Source organism: Aquibium oceanicum (assembly GCF_001889605.1).
GTDB lineage: Bacteria > Pseudomonadota > Alphaproteobacteria > Rhizobiales > Rhizobiaceae > Aquibium > Aquibium oceanicum.
In genome coordinates this window covers 2954027-2970716 of record NZ_CP018171.1, presented here as the reverse complement: position 1 = coordinate 2970716, position 16690 = coordinate 2954027, and the positions used below count along the sequence as shown (strand labels likewise).

The window sequence follows — 16690 nt, the reverse complement described above, 5'->3', positions numbered from 1 at the left end:
CTCGCAATCGCTACTTCAGCGGGTATGGACCAGCGCCCGTTAAGGAAGGGTCAAGCGGAAGGCACGGAATTGACAGGCAGGCCGGTTGGCCTGGTCAGTCCCGGCCCGCCGCCATGATCGCCTCTGCGAGGCCTGCCGGGTCGGAGAAGCACATCTCATGGCTGCCCGGCGTCTGCACCAGCCGGAAGAGGCCGAGCTTTTCCGACAGGCGCGGATGCCAGCCGAGGCTCTGCGGCAGCGCGGTATCCGAGGTGGCGTTGATGTAGGACTTCGCGACCTGCATGTCCGCGGGGTTCGTCTTGAGGTTGATCGGATCGGTGAAGGTCGCATAGGGGTGCGGGTTCAGCCTGTCGAAGGACGACTGCGCGAGCGCCGCGTCGCCGTCGTTGATGAAGGCCTCGCGCCAGATCGGGTAGGGGAGCATCACCGAATTGTCGCTGCTCTGGCCGCTGACGGCGTCGAACAATGCCACGTAGTGCGGTGGCACCATGTCGTTCAGGCATTCTCCGTCGTTGGGAACGAAGGCGTTCCAGTAGATCAGCCGTCGCAGCCGTTCAGGCACCGCATCGGCGACGCCGGTGATGATCATGCCGCCATAGGAATGGCCGAGCAGGATCACGTCGGAGAGATCGTTCGAGACGAGGTAGTCGACGATCGAGGCGATCGCCGGTGCGAGCCCGATCGTCTTTTCGTCGCCCGGTCGGTTTCCGGCGATTGTCGGCAGGTGGACCTCGTGTCCGGCGCCGCGGATGGGCGCCGCGACCTCCTCGAAGAGTTCGCCCGTATGCCAGGCGCCGTGGACGAGCACGTAAGTGGCCATGTCTTCCTCCTTGGACTACGATGAGAGGGAGGATTTGAGCGCGCCCAGCCATGATGGGAAATGGCTGAGCGCGCACAAGGATCGACCTGGAGCGCACGGGGGGAAGGACGATGCGCGATACTGGCATGGCGAGGGATCAGTCGGAGGCGCTGCCGCCGCGCGTCTGGGACACGCGCGACGTCGAGCGGAGTGCAGCATTCGGCTACTATCGCGAAGCGATCTGCGAGGCCTTCATGGAACTCGCGCCCGAAGCTGACGACCCGGTGCGCGAAACGTTCCGGGCGCGCGTCGAACACGTTCCGCTCGGCGAGGGCGCGGTCAACCGGGTCCGCGCGACCGCTCACGAGGTGATCCGGACGCGGCGGGAAATCGCCCGTTCGCGCGAGGAATGCTTATACCTGAACTACCAGACCGTGGGGCTGAGCGAAATCGGCCAGTCGGGCCGCACCGTCGTGTTGCGCCCCGGCGAGGTCGGTATCTTCGCTTCCGGCGTTCCCTTCGCACTCGAGCACCGGCGCAGGCCGGCGCTCGGCGTTGCGTCCTTCTTCGTGCCCGTCCGGCTTCTGGAAGAGCGGCTTCCCGGCGGTTTTCCGCGGCTGCCCGCGGCGCTGTCGCACGACCCGGTCGTCGGCCGCCTGCTGACTGAGACCGCCCGCACGCTGCACGAGAGCGGCGCCGCACTTCCCGCCTTAGCCGCGGCGCGTCTCTTCTCGACGCTATTGGATCTGGCCGCATTGGCGCTCGGCGAGGCGGGTGGAGGATCGCCGCAGGTCGATGGCCGCGCGCCGCGAAGCTACCTATCTCCGCATCCGGCGCCATGTCGACGAACGACTGGACTATCCTGCGCTGGACGTCGTCGGCACCGCGAGAGCTTTGGGGATTTCGGAACGGTGGGTTCACCGGCTGTTAGAGAAGGCCGGCACCAGCTTCGGCGCGCACCTCCTCGAAGAGCGGCTGATCCTCGCCGCGAAACGGCTGCGGGACCCGCGCTGGGCCCGCCTGCCGATCGGCACCATCGCCTACGACTGCGGCTTCGCCGACCTCTCCCATTTCGGCCGCGCCTTCAAGGCGCGCTTCGCCGCGACGCCGGGAGAATGGCGCCGCGGGGAGGGGCTCAGCTCAGCGATGCCGTGAAGCGCTGGATGCGGATGCAAGACTCTTCCAGCAGTTCCTCGGACGTGGCGTAGGAGATGCGGAAGTTGGGGCCGAGGCCGAACGCCGAACCGTGGACGACGGCCACGCCCTCGGCTTCCAGGAGTTCGGTGACGAAATCCTGGTCATCGGCGATGACCTTGCCCGACGGACCCTTGCGGCCGATCACGCCCGCACAGGACGGGTAGACGTAGAAGGCCCCTTCCGGCACCGGGCACTTGATGCCGGAGGCCTGGTTGAGCATCGACACGACGAGGTCGCGGCGGCCCTGGAAGATCGCCTTGTTCTTCGTGACGAAGTCCTGCGGCCCGTTCAGCGCCTCTACGGCCGCCCACTGCGCGATGGTGCAGGCGCCCGAGGTCTGCTGGCTCTGGATGGTGTCCATCGCCTTCATCAGTTGCGCCGGGCCGGCCGCGTAGCCGATGCGCCATCCGGTCATGGCGTAGGCCTTGGACACGCCGTTCATGGTGAGCGTGCGGTCGTAGAGACCCGGCTCCACTTCGGCCAGCGTGACGAACTGGAAGTCGCCGTAGGTCAGGTGCTCGTACATGTCGTCGGTGAGCGTCCAGACGTGCGGATGCTTCAACAGCACGTCGGCGAGGGCGCGGAGCTCTTCCCGGGTGTAGGCGGCGCCCGACGGGTTGGACGGCGAGTTCATCACCAGCCACTTGGTCTTCGGCGTGATCGCCTTCTCCAGCGCCTCGGCGGTCAGCTTGAAGCCGTTGTCGATGGTCGTATCCGCAAAGACCGGCGTTCCGCCGCACAGCAGAACCATCTCGGGATAGCTGACCCAATAGGGCGCAGGGATGACCACCTCGTCGCCCGGGTTCAGCGTGGCCATGAAGGCATTGAACAATATCTGCTTGCCGCCCGTGCCGACGATGGTCTGCGACGGGGCGTAGTCGAGATTGTTCTCGCGCTTGAACTTCGCGGCGATCGCCTCCCGCAAGGGCACAATGCCGGAGACCGGAGGATACTTCGTCTCGCCGCGGCGGATCGCGTCGATCGCCGCGTTCTTGACGTTGTCGGGCGTGTCGAAATCCGGCTCGCCGGCGCCGAGGCTGATGACGTCGCGACCCTGCGCTTTCAGTTCCCGGGCCTTCTGTGCGACCGCGATGGTTGCGGAGGGCTTCACGCGGGAAAGGGCATCGGCAAGGAATGCCATGGGTCGGATCTCCTGATGCTGGCGATTGTTCTGCCACTGCGGCGGGACCGTATTGTCGCAATGGCGATGGCACCGCAAGGAGAGGGGAGGGAATTTGCGGCCCGAAGTGCGAAAAATCTCACACATTAACCGGACGAAAAAGCTTATGCGCTATCGCGAAGGCTTCCTGACCCTCGGAGAGCGGCTTTGTCGCGCAGTTCAGGACTGGATCATATCATACGGCAGGATGACGGCACCTATGCCGGCGTCTGGGGCGTCTATGTGCTCAAGAGCGCCTTTCAGCCGATCTTTGCCTTCCAGGGCGGCAAGGTCGCCATCGCGGCCTTCGAGGGGCTGATCCGGCCGTTCCGCGAGGGCCAGCCTGTCTCGCCGGGCCTGTTCTTCCGGTCGGTGCCCGCGGTGGACCGCTACCACGTCGAAACGCTGACCAGGACCCTGCATCTTCTCAACGCGGGCGCCTGCCTCGACCCGTCGGCCACGATCTTCGTCAACTTCGACCCGTCGCTGTTTACCGACCGCGAAGTCGTGGACGTGGCGATCCGCGAGATGCGCCTGGTGCTGCACGAGGCGGGTCTCCACCCGGAGCGGATTGTCTGCGAGGTGACCGAGCAGAAGTCGGCCTCCACCGAGACATTGCGCCAGTTCGTGGCGTCTCTGCGCGCAAGCGGCTTTCGGATCGCTGTGGACGACTACGGCGCGGACGATTCCGACATCGCCCGCATCGAGGAACTGCGTCCCGACATCGTGAAGTTCGACGCGCACTGGATCACCCATCTCATGGATTCCGGTCCAGGCTTCGCGCTCCTCAAGGCGATGGTCGACACGTTCACGGCGCGTGGCATCACGACTGTCTTCGAAGGAATCGAGGAAACCTGGCAACTCGAACTCGCCGAGCGATCCGGCGCTTCCATGGTTCAAGGCTACGTTCTCGCCCGTCCCGAACTTGCGCCTACCAGCTTTTCCGTCTTCTCGCGGGACGAAAAGAAGACCGACGTTCCGGGGAAGCGCCCGGTGGTCGAACGGACAGAGCCGCGGATAGGAATCGGAGACAGCGCCCCCCGTCCGCCCGCGCGCGCATTCGGACGCCGGACGCGGGGATCGGCCGGCTGATGGCGGCTGCCGATCGACGGAGCCGTGCTTGAGCAACGAGCTTGCAGTCCATGTCGACGAGGTCGGCATCGTCTTCGGACGTCACCGCGAACTCCTCCTCAAGAGCAGCTACCAGATGCTCTTTCGGGTCGACAGAGACGTGCTGGTGCCCTTCGCCTGCGAGGCCCTGGCGATCGCCTTCACGAGAGGCCAGGCGGTGCCCGCGCAGGAACTCTTCGCCCGGGTCGAGACGGCGCGGCGTGAGGCGCTCGAAAATGTCTGTCGAATGCTCCATTTCCGCAACTATTCCAATATCGGCATCGACGGACTGGAACTCTTCTTCAACGTTGACCCGGGCCTGCCGTTGCCCGATGCCGAGCACATCGAATGGCTTGCGCGGGAAACGCTGCCAGATCCGTCGCTGGCGGTCTGCGAGATCACGGAGGGGGTGGCGACGAGCCGCGAGCAGGTCCGCGCGTTCGCCGTGGACATGAAGCGCATTGGCGTGAAAATCGCCGTCGACGATTTCGGCGCGGGCGAATCGACGCTGGACCGGGTCCATCTGCTGGAGCCCGACACCGTCAAGATCGACGCCGGCTGGTTTCAGGCGGTCGCCCGCAACCCGGACGCCTCTGCCCTGCTGCCGGATCTCTTCTCCGGGCTTCGGGACATGGGATGCCAGGTGCTGGTCGAGGGAATCGAAACCGCGACCGACCTCGCCGCCGCGCTCACTGCCGGTGCCGATTTCCTCCAGGGCTACTATCTGGCGCGCCCGGCGCTCGCGGGCACTATCTTCGATCAGGCGCCACTCGACATCGAGGTCCTACTCGGCGAAAACCTGAAGCTGGTCGGCGCAAATGGCCGCTGAGGGGCTGCTCAGCCTTCGGAGCCTGCCAACGCTACCCCGTTCAACCCGGCGATGACGTCGGACAGCATGGGCACGTAATCCTCCGCGTGGCCGGTGCCGACCGCCAGCGCGAATGAGTTGCGTGCGGCGGCGCCCATTGGATTGGAGGAGCCGGTGGCATTGGCGAAGGCGGAGAGATAGCTCAGGTCCTTCAGCGCATTGCCGAGGGTGAATTTGTGCGCGTCGCGGTCGCGCTCCAGCACGTATTTGAAGAAGGTCTGGTAGAAGCCGCAATCCATGCGGCCGTCGCTGATGACGCTGTCGAAGACCTGCGGAGTGAGGCCCGCCTTTGCGCCGAGCGCGAGCGCCTCCGAATAGATCGCGGCGTAACCCAGGGACACGAAGTTGTTCAGGAGCTTCATCGTATGCCCGCTGCCGACGGGGCCGGTGTGGACGATTTTCTGTGCGAAGGTCTCGAGCACGGATCGGACGCGCTCGAAATGCTCCGTTTCGCCGCCGGCCATCACGTCGAGCGTGCCGGCCTGCGCCTCCTTCGGTGTGCGCGAAAGCGGCGCGTCGACGAGCGCCATGCCCTTGCCGGCGAGTTCGGCAGCGAGGCGAATCGTGGAGGAGGGGTCGGAGGTCGAGCAGTCGCAGACCAGGATCGGCCGTCCGGCGCTAACGAGCCCGTCCGGCCCGTTGACGATCGCCTCGACCTGTGCGCTGCCGGTCACGCACAAGACGACGATGTCGCATTTTTCCGCCAGTTCGCGGGCGGAGGTGACTTCCCCGGCGCCGCGCGCCTTGAGATCCTCGGCCGCCTCGCGCCGGCGGTGCGCCAGGATCGTGAGGGGAAAACCCTTCTCCAGGATGTTCTTTGCCATCCCGTGGCCCATCAGCCCGACGCCGACGAACCCAACCGATACCTTTTCCATCGTCCACTCCTCTCCATGCAGGTCGGAGGAGGATAGGGGCTTCGCGCGCCGCTTGTCATCCGCCGAACGCCGGCATGCGCAGAAAACGCGGGAGAGCAGGCAAAGAAAAAGGCGGGGACCGGCCCCGCCTTTTATCTTGTGACGTCCCGGCGCGCTGGTCGCCCTTCGGGTCCGTCGGTAGGTTGCGCTGCCATTCAGGCCCGGAGGCCGGCGGCACGCCCGAAATCAGGCCGCCTTGCTGAGGCTGCCAGCGGCGGACTTGCCGGTGCGACGGTCCTGCTCGACCTCGAAGTTGATCTTCTGACCTTCAACGAGGTTCGACATGCCGGCGCGCTCGACGGCGGAGATGTGGACGAAAACGTCCTGGCCGCCATTGTCAGGCTGGATGAAGCCGAAGCCCTTGGTCGCGTTGAACCATTTCACAGTGCCAGTTGCCATTTGGATCTTCCTTGCGTTTGCAACTTCGCTTGGCCGGCACGAATGCGCGACCGGTGGTATCGAGATTTTGGAGATAGATACGAGCAAACGCGAAGATCGCGGACAGCCAGATCGATCGGCCGAAAATATCAACCACACTAAAATACCCGCGCCGCGTCCGGATTGCAAGATGCCGTTGCCGGGGACCGTCACGATCGGGGTTTCAGCCGCCGGCCGCCGAAATGAGCCGCCGGGCGAGGTCGGGCGTGAGTTCGCCGAAATCCGCGATGACGGTCGAGGGTCCGAGATCGTGGACGCGGACGTCGCTGTAGCCGAATTCGACGGCGACGACCGGGATCCCGGCGGCCCGTGCCGTGTCCACGTCAGTGCGGGAATCCCCGACCATCACCGATCGCCCGGGATCGCCGTTCGCCCGCAGGATCGTTTCGACCAGGTGGCGGGGATCGGGTTTTCGGAAGGTTAAGGCGTCTGCGCCGCAGATCGCGGAGAAATGCGCGCTCAGGCCGAGGGCTTCAAGCAGCCGGTCGGAGTAGTCCTGCGGCTTGTTTGTGCACACGGCCAGCCGGAACCCCGCGTCAGCCAGCCGTTCCAGCGCCTCGACCGCGCCCGGGAAGGGACGGGAGACTCCCGGAATGCTGTCGGAGTAATGGTCAAGGAAGCCTTTCACCAGTGCGTCCAGCAGTCCGGGCGCCAGCGCACGCCGCTCGGCGGCATAGACACGCTCGATCATCGCGCGCCCGCCATGTCCCGCGTATGGCCTCAGCCAGGCCGGATCGACGCGGCGCATCCCCTCGGTTGAAAGGGCGTGGTTGAGGCTAGCGATCAGGTCGTCGGCCGTGTCGACCAGCGTGCCGTCGAGGTCGAACACGATCGTCGGCGTCTTTGCGTCCATTCCTGTCCCCGTTCGTGATCTTCGACGCAGCGATTACGCCGGGTTGCCGGTGTCGGGCAAGGAGCGGGTTTCCGGCTGAGCCAGAAAGCCTTTGCCGCCATGGCCAGAAATGATAGGAGCACGCGCTGGGGGGAACCAATTCTTGCACTGGGGGAGGCTGCTTTCTCGCCGATGGACGCTCGACTGCTGAAAATGGAAGCCGCCCGTGCCGCGCTGGCCCATGTCGAGGCCGGCATGGTGATCGGCATCGGCACCGGCTCGACGGCGGAGGAGTTCATCCGCCTGCTCGCCGCGGCGGTCGCCGACGGGATGCCGGTCACCGGCGTCCCGACGTCGGAACGCACGGCGATCATGTGCCGCGAACTCGGCATCCCGCTGACGACGCTCGACGACGTTCCGCATCTGGCCATGACGGTCGACGGCGCGGACGAGGTCGATACGCAGCTTCGCCTGATCAAGGGCGGCGGCGGCGCGCTGCTGCGCGAAAAGATCGTGGCCGCTGCCTCCGATTCCATGATCGTCATCGCCGACGAGACCAAGCTGGTCGACCGGCTTGGGCGGTTTCCGCTGCCTATCGAGGTGAACCGGTTCGGTCTCGCCGCCACGCAGATGGCCGTCCTCAAGGCATCCGAAAAGCTGGGGCTGTCGGGCCGGATCGTGCTGCGGATGGCCGAGGGGACGCCTTTCCTCACGGATGGCGGGCACTACATCCTCGATGCATCATTTGGCCTCATTCACGATCCAAGAGCGCTTTCCGACGCTCTCCACGCCATTCCCGGCGTCGTCGAGCACGGCATGTTTCTCGATTTCGCGGATGTCGCGATCATCGCCGGGAAGTCCGGCGTCAAGACAATCAAACCTACCCGATAGCCAGGGAGTTTCTTCGCCATGATCCTCAAGCAATCAGCACGACGCCTCGCGACGGCGATCGCCGCCGCGGCTTTTCTCGCCGGCGCCGCGCCGGTGCTCGCTCAGGACATTTCGGACACCCATCTGAAGGCCGCCCGCGGCGCGCTCGATGCGCTGCAGGCAACCCAGCAGTACGACCTGATCCTTCCGTTTGCCGCCAGAGCCTTGAAAGAAGAACTCATCCGCAAGGACCCCAACCTGCAGGACCTCATCATCGCGACCGTCGACCAGAAGGCGCTCGAACTGGCCAGCCGCCGCGGCGACCTCGAACGGGAGGCGGCACTCGCCTATGCGCGCAATTTCGACGAGGCGCAGCTCAACGCGATAGCGGAGTTCTACAGTTCGGAGGCGGGCAAGGCCCTGATCGAGAAGGGTCCGGAGATCATCCGCGACCTCGACCAGGCGGCCGAGATCTGGCAGCGCGGTCTGGCCCGCGACCTCGCCGCCGCGGTCGGCGAGGAACTACAGGCCCAGGCGCCCCAGTCGGCGGCGACGCCCGCGCCCGCTGGCACCGAGGCGGCGCCGGCGCAGTAGCGGCGCAAAGACATTCCTCGAAAAGCCCGGTCGCCCCGGGCTTTTTTCTTTTTCCGGTGGGAGACCTCGGGTAGGCGGCGTTTCATCCGGTTGCGCCATCGGATAAGAGTCGCCGCGAACCGCCTGCCTGGGGCGACGCGGTCGAGACGGAGCGAGGCAAGGAAACGACATGGCGAATTTCGACTACGATCTCTTCGTGATCGGCGGTGGCTCGGGCGGTGTGCGTGCTGGACGGATGACCGCTTCGCTCGGGAAGAAGGTCGCGATCGCCGAGGAGTTTCGCTACGGCGGCACGTGCGTGATCCGCGGCTGCGTGCCGAAGAAGCTCTTCGTCTACGCATCGCAGTTTCCGGAGCATTTCGAGGACGCGGCCGGTTACGGCTGGACCGTCCCCGAGGCGTCGTTCGACTGGAAGACGCTGATCGCCAACAAGGATCGCGAGATCGCCCGGCTCGAAGGCCTCTACCGAAAGGGGCTGGAGAATGCCGGCGCCGAACTGTTCGACACGCGCGCCGAACTCGTGGATGCCCACACGGTCCGTCTCGTCGGGCAGGACCGCACCGTCACGGCCGACAGGATCCTGATCGCCACCGGCGGGCGTCCGAACCCGCATGCGGCGCTTCCCGGACATGAGCTCTGCATCTCGTCCAACGAGGCCTTTCATCTGGAAGAACTGCCAAAGTCGATCGTCATCGCGGGCGGCGGCTACATCGCGGTGGAGTTCGCCAACATCTTCCATGGCCTCGGCGTCGAGACGACGCTGGTCTATCGCGGCCGCGAGATCCTCGGGCGCTTCGACATGGACCTGCGGCGCATGCTGCACGAGACCATGGAGAAGAAAGGCATCCGCATTTTGTGCCACACGATCTTCGACTGGATCGAGAGGCGTGGCGACGGACGGCTCGACGCGCATCTGTCGGACGGCCAGACGCTGGCGACCGACGAGGTCATGCTCGCGCTCGGGCGCCAGCCGAACACGGAAGGGGTGGGGCTGGAGAAGGCTGGCATCGAGATCGGCCCGAAAGGCGAGATCCTCGTCGACGCGTATTCGCGAACGAACGTCGACAACATATACGCCGTCGGCGACGTCACCGAGCGCGTGTCGCTGACGCCGGTGGCCATTCATGAGGCGATGTGTTTCGTGGAAACCGCCTTCAAGGACAACCCGACCAGCCCCGACCACGACGAGGTGGCGACCGCCGTCTTCTCACAGCCGGAACTCGGCACGGTTGGGCTGTCCGAGGACGACGCGATCAAGAAGTTCGAGACGGTGGACGTCTACAAGGCGTCCTTCCGGCCGATGCGACACACGCTCGCCGGCCGCGACGAAAAAATGCTGGTCAAGCTCGTGGTCGACGGGACTTCCAAGCGCGTGCTGGGCGCGCACATCCTCGGTCCGGACGCCGGCGAGATGGCGCAACTGCTCGGCATCGCAGTCAAGGCGCGGCTTACCAAAGCCGATTTCGACCGCACCATGGCCGTACATCCAAGTGCCGCCGAGGAACTCGTCACCATGTACCAGCGGAGCTACCGCGTGGAGAATGGCAAAAGGATCGACTGACCGCGTGCGGATATCCCCTGATCTCGCGGACCTCGCCAGTTCGGGAAAGCTCGTCGCCTACTTTGGCTACGGCTCGCTGGTGAACCGGGCGACGCACCGGACCGAAATCGTTCACGCAGTGCCGGCTCGACTGCGGGGATGGCGCAGGATATGGCGGCCGCGCCCGGACATGCCCGGATTTCCAGCCGCGCTCCTCAGCGTAAGACGCGATCCGGATGCCATCTGCGACGGGTTGCTTGTATTCGACCGGGCGGAGAATCTTGCCGCTGTCGACGAGCGCGAGGCGCGATACCGCCGCTTGCCGGTCGAGATCGAGGCGCTTGAGACGGAAGAGCCGGTGCCATCCGGCGTTCCAGTCTATGTCTACGAGGCCGATCCCGACATTCCGCATCACCCCGAGCCGCCGAAGATCCTGCGGTCCTACCTCGATGCCGTGCTCCAGGGTTTTCTCGCCGAACATGGCGAAGACGGCATGCGGCGATTCATCGAGGAGACCGAGGGCTTCGACACGCCGTTGCACGATGACCGGCATGCGCCGCTCTATCCCCGGGCCGTGATGCTGAACGGCCACGAGCGGAGCTTGTTCGCGACGGCGCTGGAAATGCGAGTGGCCGCCGTTACTGCCGATCCGCATCCGCCGAAGCTGTGAAGCAGGCACCTTCGAGCAGCGCGCCATCAGTCTGCCGCCTGTTCGGCTCAAGAACACCCGCTGCAAGCAAACTTTAACCACATTTGTCCATCTTCTCTCAATCGTTCGGTCAAGAAGGGGACAATCCGGAAGTCACGCATTCGCAGCCGCGCGTCGGCGCGATGATCGTTGCGGGATTTTCCGGCTTGGCGTTTTCGTGAGTAAAATCATTCGTCCGCGGGATACGCGCCGCCTGCTCGGTTCATTGCTGATTGTGTGCGTTGGCCCCGCCTTTCTCGGCGCAACTGTCTGCGCCGCTTTGGTCATAGCCGCCGCGAGCAGTTCCTTTGCCTTCGGGTCGCTGTCTATCCTGCCCATGACGCAGTTTCATGCCGCCGACAGGATGACGTTCCAGGTTGCCAGCCAGCGAACCCACGGGGGCAAGGTGTCGAGGCTGCGAGCCGCATCGACACGTTTCGCGGCAAATGACGCCGCGGGTCGCGACAAGACGGCGCGCATTGCTGCCGTTACCGAAAGGGAAGATGTCTCCGACAGTGCCGCGCGTTTCGACGACGTCGTCAGGCGGGCCGCCCTGACGTCCGGAAAGTTGGCCACCCTCTTCGGCCGGCCAGGCCAGACGGAATCGCCGCAGCCGATCGCGCAGGCCGCCGGGCCCGCGCCGGACCGTTTCGGGCCGCCGCTCGCCGGGGCTTTCGATCCGGCCCCGGTCCTGCTGGCCTATGGCGATCCTTCTCCCGCGGCGTCCGCCGCGCTCGCCGCGCTGCTGCGGGAGACGCAGGAAGAGCCCGACGCTCTTGGCGATCCGGGCCTGCAGCCACAGGACGAGCTCGCCGCGCTGCCAGAGGGGGAACAGGACCTGTTCGACATCCCTCTGCCGGAGCCGCGCCCGCACTACGAGGTGTCCAAGTCCGCGAGGGAAGGGCAGCCGAGTTCTACCGGACAAGCCGGCGAGCAGCCGGCGCGGAAATCCAACGATCCGGGTCAGGCACGCGAGCGCCCGGCAGCCAAGCCGAAGCAACTCGCCTATGCGCGGCCGGATGAGCCCGCCGAAAGGAATTCGGGCGGCGGGTTCAGCCTGCGGAACCTGTTCGGCGGCGGAACCAGTGCCGGCAAAGGCGTCGCCGTCTACGATATCAGCGCCGCAAAGGTCTATATGCCCGACGGCAGTGTTCTCGAAGCTCATTCCGGAATCGGCAAGATGGCCGACAATCCGCGCTATGCGAACGTCAGGATGAACGGGCCGACCCCGCCGCATGTCTACAATCTCAAGATGCGCGAGAAACGCTTCCACGGGGTCGAAGCCATCCGCATGCTTCCGGTCGACGGAAAGAACAAGCACGGCCGCGACGGTTTCCTCACCCACAGCTATCTGCTGCGCGGGCGCCCGGCGGAATCGCATGGATGCGTCGCCTTCAAGGACTACGACCGCTTCCTGAACCAGTTCAAGCAGGGCAAGATCACGCAGCTCGTGGTGGTGCCGAGCGGCGGGCGAAGTGCCGGCGTACGAATGGCGTCCAACGCCCAGAGCATCTGAAGAAGCGCACGATCCGGCTCCGAGGCTTGCCCGGCGGCGATTTCCGCTGCCTTTTCCACCCAACTTCCGGGTGGAAGCAACCGCCTTGTTCCTGTATAGAGCCGCATCCCGTAGACAGGGACCGCCCGGGCGCGCGTGGCGCGGGGCGGCAATTGGGTGCTTGTCATGACGAAGAAATGGTCTCCGAACTCCTGGCGCAACATGCCGATCAGCCAGGTCCCGAGCTATCCGGACGCTGCCGCGGTCGAGACCGTGGAGAAGCAGCTCGCCACCTATCCGCCGCTGGTTTTTGCAGGCGAGGCGCGCAAGCTGAAGAAGCAGCTCGCTCAGGTCGCCGAGGGCCAGGCATTCCTGCTCCAGGGTGGCGACTGCGCGGAGAGCTTCGCCGAACACGGCGCGGACAACATCCGCGACTTCTTCCGCGTCTTCCTTCAGATGTCGGTCGTGCTCACCTTCGCCGGCTCGCAGCCGGTGGTGAAGGTCGGCCGCATTGCCGGCCAGTTCGCAAAGCCGCGCTCCTCCGACACCGAAACGAAGGATGGCGTGACGCTGCCGAGCTACCGGGGCGACATCATCAACGGCATCGATTTCGACGAGAAGTCGCGGGTGCCCGATCCGGCGCGCCAGGAGATGGCCTATCGCCAGTCGGCCGCGACGCTGAACCTCCTTCGCGCCTTCGCGCAGGGCGGCTACGCCTCGCTGGAGAACGTGCACAAGTGGATGCTGGGCTTTGTCTCAGACAGCCCGCAGGCCGAGCGCTACGAGGCGCTCGCCAACCGCATCACCGAGACGATGGACTTCATGCGGGCCGTCGGCATCACGTCGGAGACGAATTTCGCCCTGCGCGAGACGGATTTCTACACCAGCCACGAAGCGCTGCTCCTCGGCTACGAGCAGGCGCTGACCCGCGTCGATTCCACCTCGGGCGACTGGTACGCGACCTCCGGCCACATGATCTGGATTGGCGACCGCACGCGCCAGCCGGACCACGCCCACATCGAATACTGTCGCGGCATCAAGAACCCGCTCGGCCTTAAGTGCGGCCCCTCGATCACGCCGGACGGACTGCTCAACCTGATCGACCTCCTGAACCCCGAAAACGAGCCGGGCCGGCTGACCCTCATCGCCCGCTTTGGCTCCGAGAAGGCCGGGGAAAACCTGCCGAAGCTTGTCCGCGCGGTGAAGAAGGAAGGCCGCAAGGTGGTGTGGTCGTGCGATCCCATGCACGGCAACACGATCACCGCGGCCGGCTACAAGACCCGGCCGTTCGACCGAATTCTCAAGGAAGTGCAGACCTTCTTCGAGGTGCACCGCGCGGAGGGCACGCATCCGGGCGGAATCCATGTCGAGATGACAGGCAAGAACGTCACCGAATGCACCGGCGGCGCACGGGCGATCCGCGACGAGGAGCTTCAGGACCGCTACCACACGCATTGCGACCCGCGCCTCAACGCCGACCAGGCGATCGAGCTCGCTTTCCTGGTTTCGGAACTGCTCAAGAAGGGCAGGGCGGACGTGCCGCACAAGCAGGTGGTGAACGGCTAGGATCTTTCAGGGGAAGCTGAAAGGGTTCAGCTTCCCTCGATCGCCCGGGCGATGGTCTCGATGTTGTGCCGCATCATCCCGATATAGGTGGATGCGGGAGCGTTCGGGCCTGAAAGCGCGTCGGAATAGAGCGTGCCGCCGATCTGGAGCCCTGTTTCCGAGGCGATCTGCTCGCTCAGGCGGGCGTTGGTGATGTTCTCCACGAAAATCGCCGCGGCTTCGTCCTCGCGCACCTGCCGGATCAGCGCGGCGACATCCGCGGCGGACGCCTCGGCATCGGTCGAGATGCCTTCCGGAGCCAGGAACCGGATGCCGTATTCCTTGCCGTAATAGCCGAACGCGTCGTGCGAGGTGATGATCGTGCGGCGGTCTTCGGGGATGGACGTCACCGTCTCGCGGATGACGGCGTCCAGCGCATCCAGTTCTTCCGTGTAGTCCGCAGCATTGGCCTGGTAGATCCCGCATCCCTCCGGATCCACGCCGCAGAACGCCTGCGCGATGTTCCGCACGTAGATCCTGGCGTTCGGCACCGACTGGAAGGCGTGCGGATCGACAGGGCCGTGATCGTGATGATCGTCTTCCGCCGAGTCGGCATGCTCCGCCTCGTGAACATGATCATGATCCGCTTCGCTCCCGGCCTGCGCCTCCTCGCCGGCTTCGTGATCGTGATCATCGTCTTCAGTGGCAATCGTCTCTACGCCATTCGTCAATTCGACGACCGGCGCGACCGAGCCGCTTGCCTCGGCCAGACGCGACAGGAAACCCTCGAAATGCAGGCCGTTCGCGAGCACGACGTCGGCTCCAGCCATTGCGACTGCATCCGCCGGCCTCGGCTCGTAGACATGGGCGTCGCCGTTCGGCCCGACCAGCGTGACGAGGTCGATGCGGTTTCCACCGACCTGCCGCGCCATGTCGCCGATGATCGAAAAACTGGCCACGACCTTCAGTTCGGAGTCGGCAGCCTGGGTCACGCCCGCCGGTGCGAAAGCGGTCAGGCCTGCGAGGATCGTCGTGGCAAACAGGTATCTCATCGTCCATCTCCGTGAGCGCGGCGGCGTTCCGTTCGTCCGCAGTTCTCGACTATGTAATGTTATTACATTCGTCAAGCCGCTTTAGAAACTGTCATGACGGAACCTGAGCCGGCGGGCGGAAAATCGAAAACTGCCATGAGCGACCCATCGGTCCGCCCCGGCCCGGCCTTTACAAAGCGCAGACCCGCTTCCAATATCGTCATCACGGCACCCGGCGCATGTCCGGCGCGCGGGACCACTCGGGTCCGGCCATCGGATGCCAATCATCGGACAATATGGGAGAATGAATTCATGAGTGTTGCGTTTCGCAAACTGATCGCCGCAGCCGTGGCGGGCGTCGCGGTGATCGCGGCAAGCGCGGCGAGCGCCGAAGATGTGAAACTGGGATTCCTGGGCGGCTTCACCGGTCCGATCGAGACCCTCGTGCCGCCGATCCACGATGCCGCCGCGCTGGCTGTCAAGCACGTCAACGACCAGGGCGGCATCCTCGGGGGCCAGTTGTCCATGGTCCAAGCCGACTCGACCTGCATCGACGCCACCGCCGCCTCGAATGCCGCCGACCGCCTGGTGAACGCCGAGAACGTCACCGCGCTCGTCGGTCCGCTGTGCTCGGGCGAGACCATCGCCGCAGCCAACAGCGCAGCGATCCCCGGCAACGTTGTCATCGTGTCGCCGGCCGCCACCTCGCCGGCCCTCTCGACGATCGAGGACAACGACCTGCTTTTCCGCACGACGCCCTCGGACGCGTATTCGGGCGAGGTGCTTGCCAAGCTGCTCAAGGACAAGGGCCACGACAACATCGCCGTCACCTACGTCAACAACGACTACGGCAAGGGATTTGCCGAAGCGCTGCAATCGTCCTTCGAGGCGCTCGGTGGCACCGTGGCCGCCAACGAGGCGCACGAGGACGGCAAGGCCGACTATCGCGCCGAGATCGGTTCGCTCGCCTCGTCTGGCGCCCAGATGCTGGTCATCCTCGCTTATGTCGACGGCTCGGGCCAGACGATCGTGCGCCAGGCCCTGGAGAGCGGCGACTTCTCGCAGTTCGCCGGCGGCGACGGCATGATTGGCGATTCGCTGGTGACGGCCATCGGTGAAGGCAAGCTCGACGGCTTCATCGGCACCAAGATCGGCCGTTCGGAGACCCCGGGCACCGGGATGTATGCCGAACTCGCCAAGGAAGGCGGTCTCGACCCGAACGCGTCGTTCGGCCCGCAGGCCTATGACGCGGCTTTCCTGCTGGCGCTGGCCATCGAGAAGAACGGCTCGGCCGACCGCGAGGGCGTGAGCGCGGCGCTGCGCGAAGTCGCCACCGCACCGGGCGAGACCATCTTCCCGGGCGAATGGGAGAAGGCCAAGAAGCTGATCGCCGAGGGCACCGACGTCAACTACGAGGGCGCCTCCGGCAGCCACGAGTTCGACGAGGCTGGCGACGTGCCGGGCGTCATCATCGAGATGGTCGTCGAGGGTCCCGGCTTCAAGGAAGTGGGCCAGGTCCAGTAGGCATCGACGCAAGATCGGATCGACAGGCCTGGGCGGACGACCGCCCGGGCATTTTCGTGTTCTGACGCGATCCGAATTTCCAGGCA

At 65.3% G+C, this 16690-nt stretch carries 16 protein-coding genes and 1 pseudogene; 11 read left to right on the top strand and 6 right to left on the bottom strand.

What is annotated here, in order from left to right; genetic code table 11:
- Positions 1-94: 94 nt before the first annotated feature.
- Positions 95-820: an alpha/beta hydrolase gene (locus tag BSQ44_RS14495; protein WP_072605384.1), complete on the bottom strand. Its 726-nt coding sequence runs from the start codon at positions 818-820 to the stop codon at positions 95-97.
- Between the two features lie 110 nt (positions 821-930).
- Here BSQ44_RS14495 and BSQ44_RS27915 point away from each other — a divergent pair.
- Together BSQ44_RS27915 and BSQ44_RS26600 are read left to right on the top strand one after the other, a co-directional pair.
- Positions 931-1503 (top strand): annotated as a pseudogene (locus tag BSQ44_RS27915) (AraC-like ligand-binding domain-containing protein); the annotation flags it as partial.
- A gap of 91 nt (positions 1504-1594) precedes the next feature.
- The gene (locus tag BSQ44_RS26600) at positions 1595-1954 is read left to right on the top strand and encodes a helix-turn-helix domain-containing protein (RefSeq protein WP_114579974.1); all 360 of its coding nucleotides are present in this window, start codon (positions 1595-1597) and stop codon (positions 1952-1954) included.
- On the opposite strand, the gene BSQ44_RS14485 is transcribed toward BSQ44_RS26600, so the two are convergent.
- Positions 1935-3137, bottom strand: a complete 1203-nt coding sequence (locus BSQ44_RS14485; RefSeq protein ID WP_072605382.1) for a pyridoxal phosphate-dependent aminotransferase — start codon at positions 3135-3137, stop codon at positions 1935-1937. The genes BSQ44_RS26600 and BSQ44_RS14485 overlap by 20 nt on opposite strands.
- Positions 3138-3323: 186 nt before the next feature.
- Here BSQ44_RS14485 and BSQ44_RS14480 point away from each other — a divergent pair, with 186 nt between their 5' ends.
- Together BSQ44_RS14480 and BSQ44_RS14475 are read left to right on the top strand one after the other, a co-directional pair.
- The gene (locus BSQ44_RS14480; protein ID WP_072605380.1) at positions 3324-4247 is read left to right on the top strand and encodes an EAL domain-containing protein; all 924 of its coding nucleotides are present in this window, start codon (positions 3324-3326) and stop codon (positions 4245-4247) included.
- A gap of 28 nt (positions 4248-4275) precedes the next feature.
- Positions 4276-5094, top strand: coding sequence for an EAL domain-containing protein (locus tag BSQ44_RS14475; protein WP_072605378.1), 819 nt, complete (start codon positions 4276-4278; stop codon positions 5092-5094).
- 8 nt (positions 5095-5102) lie between these two features.
- On the opposite strand, the gene BSQ44_RS14470 is transcribed toward BSQ44_RS14475, so the two are convergent.
- The 3 genes from BSQ44_RS14470 to BSQ44_RS14460 all read right to left on the bottom strand — a co-directional run bounded on the left by BSQ44_RS14470 (position 5103) and on the right by BSQ44_RS14460 (position 7338).
- On the bottom strand, positions 5103-6008 hold the full coding sequence (locus BSQ44_RS14470) for an NAD(P)-dependent oxidoreductase (RefSeq protein ID WP_072605376.1): 906 nt from the start codon (positions 6006-6008) through the stop codon (positions 5103-5105).
- Between the two features lie 225 nt (positions 6009-6233).
- Positions 6234-6446: a cold-shock protein gene (locus tag BSQ44_RS14465; protein WP_072605374.1), complete on the bottom strand. Its 213-nt coding sequence runs from the start codon at positions 6444-6446 to the stop codon at positions 6234-6236.
- A 202-nt stretch (positions 6447-6648) separates the two neighbouring features.
- Positions 6649-7338, bottom strand: a complete 690-nt coding sequence (locus tag BSQ44_RS14460) for an HAD-IIIA family hydrolase (RefSeq protein WP_072605372.1) — start codon at positions 7336-7338, stop codon at positions 6649-6651.
- Positions 7339-7509: 171 nt separating this feature from the next.
- Between BSQ44_RS14460 and rpiA the strand changes: the two genes are divergently transcribed.
- The 6 genes from rpiA to BSQ44_RS14430 all read left to right on the top strand — a co-directional run bounded on the left by rpiA (position 7510) and on the right by BSQ44_RS14430 (position 14070).
- Positions 7510-8208 (top strand): ribose-5-phosphate isomerase RpiA, encoded by a 699-nt coding sequence (gene rpiA, locus BSQ44_RS14455; protein WP_072605370.1) that lies wholly within the window; start codon positions 7510-7512, stop codon positions 8206-8208.
- 18 nt (positions 8209-8226) lie between these two features.
- On the top strand, positions 8227-8781 hold the full coding sequence (locus tag BSQ44_RS14450; protein ID WP_072605367.1) for a DUF2059 domain-containing protein: 555 nt from the start codon (positions 8227-8229) through the stop codon (positions 8779-8781).
- Between the two features lie 169 nt (positions 8782-8950).
- Complete coding sequence (gor, locus tag BSQ44_RS14445; protein WP_072605365.1) at positions 8951-10342, top strand: glutathione-disulfide reductase; 1392 nt, start codon at positions 8951-8953, stop codon at positions 10340-10342.
- Positions 10323-10991, top strand: coding sequence for a gamma-glutamylcyclotransferase family protein (locus BSQ44_RS14440; protein WP_072605362.1), 669 nt, complete (start codon positions 10323-10325; stop codon positions 10989-10991). The genes gor and BSQ44_RS14440 overlap by 20 nt, the downstream gene beginning before the upstream one ends.
- A 355-nt stretch (positions 10992-11346) precedes the next feature.
- Positions 11347-12525, top strand: coding sequence for a DUF2778 domain-containing protein (locus tag BSQ44_RS14435; RefSeq protein WP_083534996.1), 1179 nt, complete (start codon positions 11347-11349; stop codon positions 12523-12525).
- Positions 12526-12690: 165 nt separating this feature from the next.
- Complete coding sequence (locus tag BSQ44_RS14430; protein ID WP_072605359.1) at positions 12691-14070, top strand: class II 3-deoxy-7-phosphoheptulonate synthase; 1380 nt, start codon at positions 12691-12693, stop codon at positions 14068-14070.
- Positions 14071-14096: 26 nt separating this feature from the next.
- On the opposite strand, the gene BSQ44_RS14425 is transcribed toward BSQ44_RS14430, so the two are convergent.
- Entirely contained in the window at positions 14097-15101 is a 1005-nt protein-coding gene (locus BSQ44_RS14425; protein ID WP_083534755.1) for a metal ABC transporter solute-binding protein, Zn/Mn family, read from the bottom strand.
- Between the two features lie 291 nt (positions 15102-15392).
- Here BSQ44_RS14425 and BSQ44_RS14420 point away from each other — a divergent pair, with 291 nt between their 5' ends.
- Entirely contained in the window at positions 15393-16604 is a 1212-nt protein-coding gene (locus BSQ44_RS14420; protein ID WP_072605357.1) for an ABC transporter substrate-binding protein, read from the top strand.
- Positions 16605-16690 lie beyond the last annotated feature (86 nt).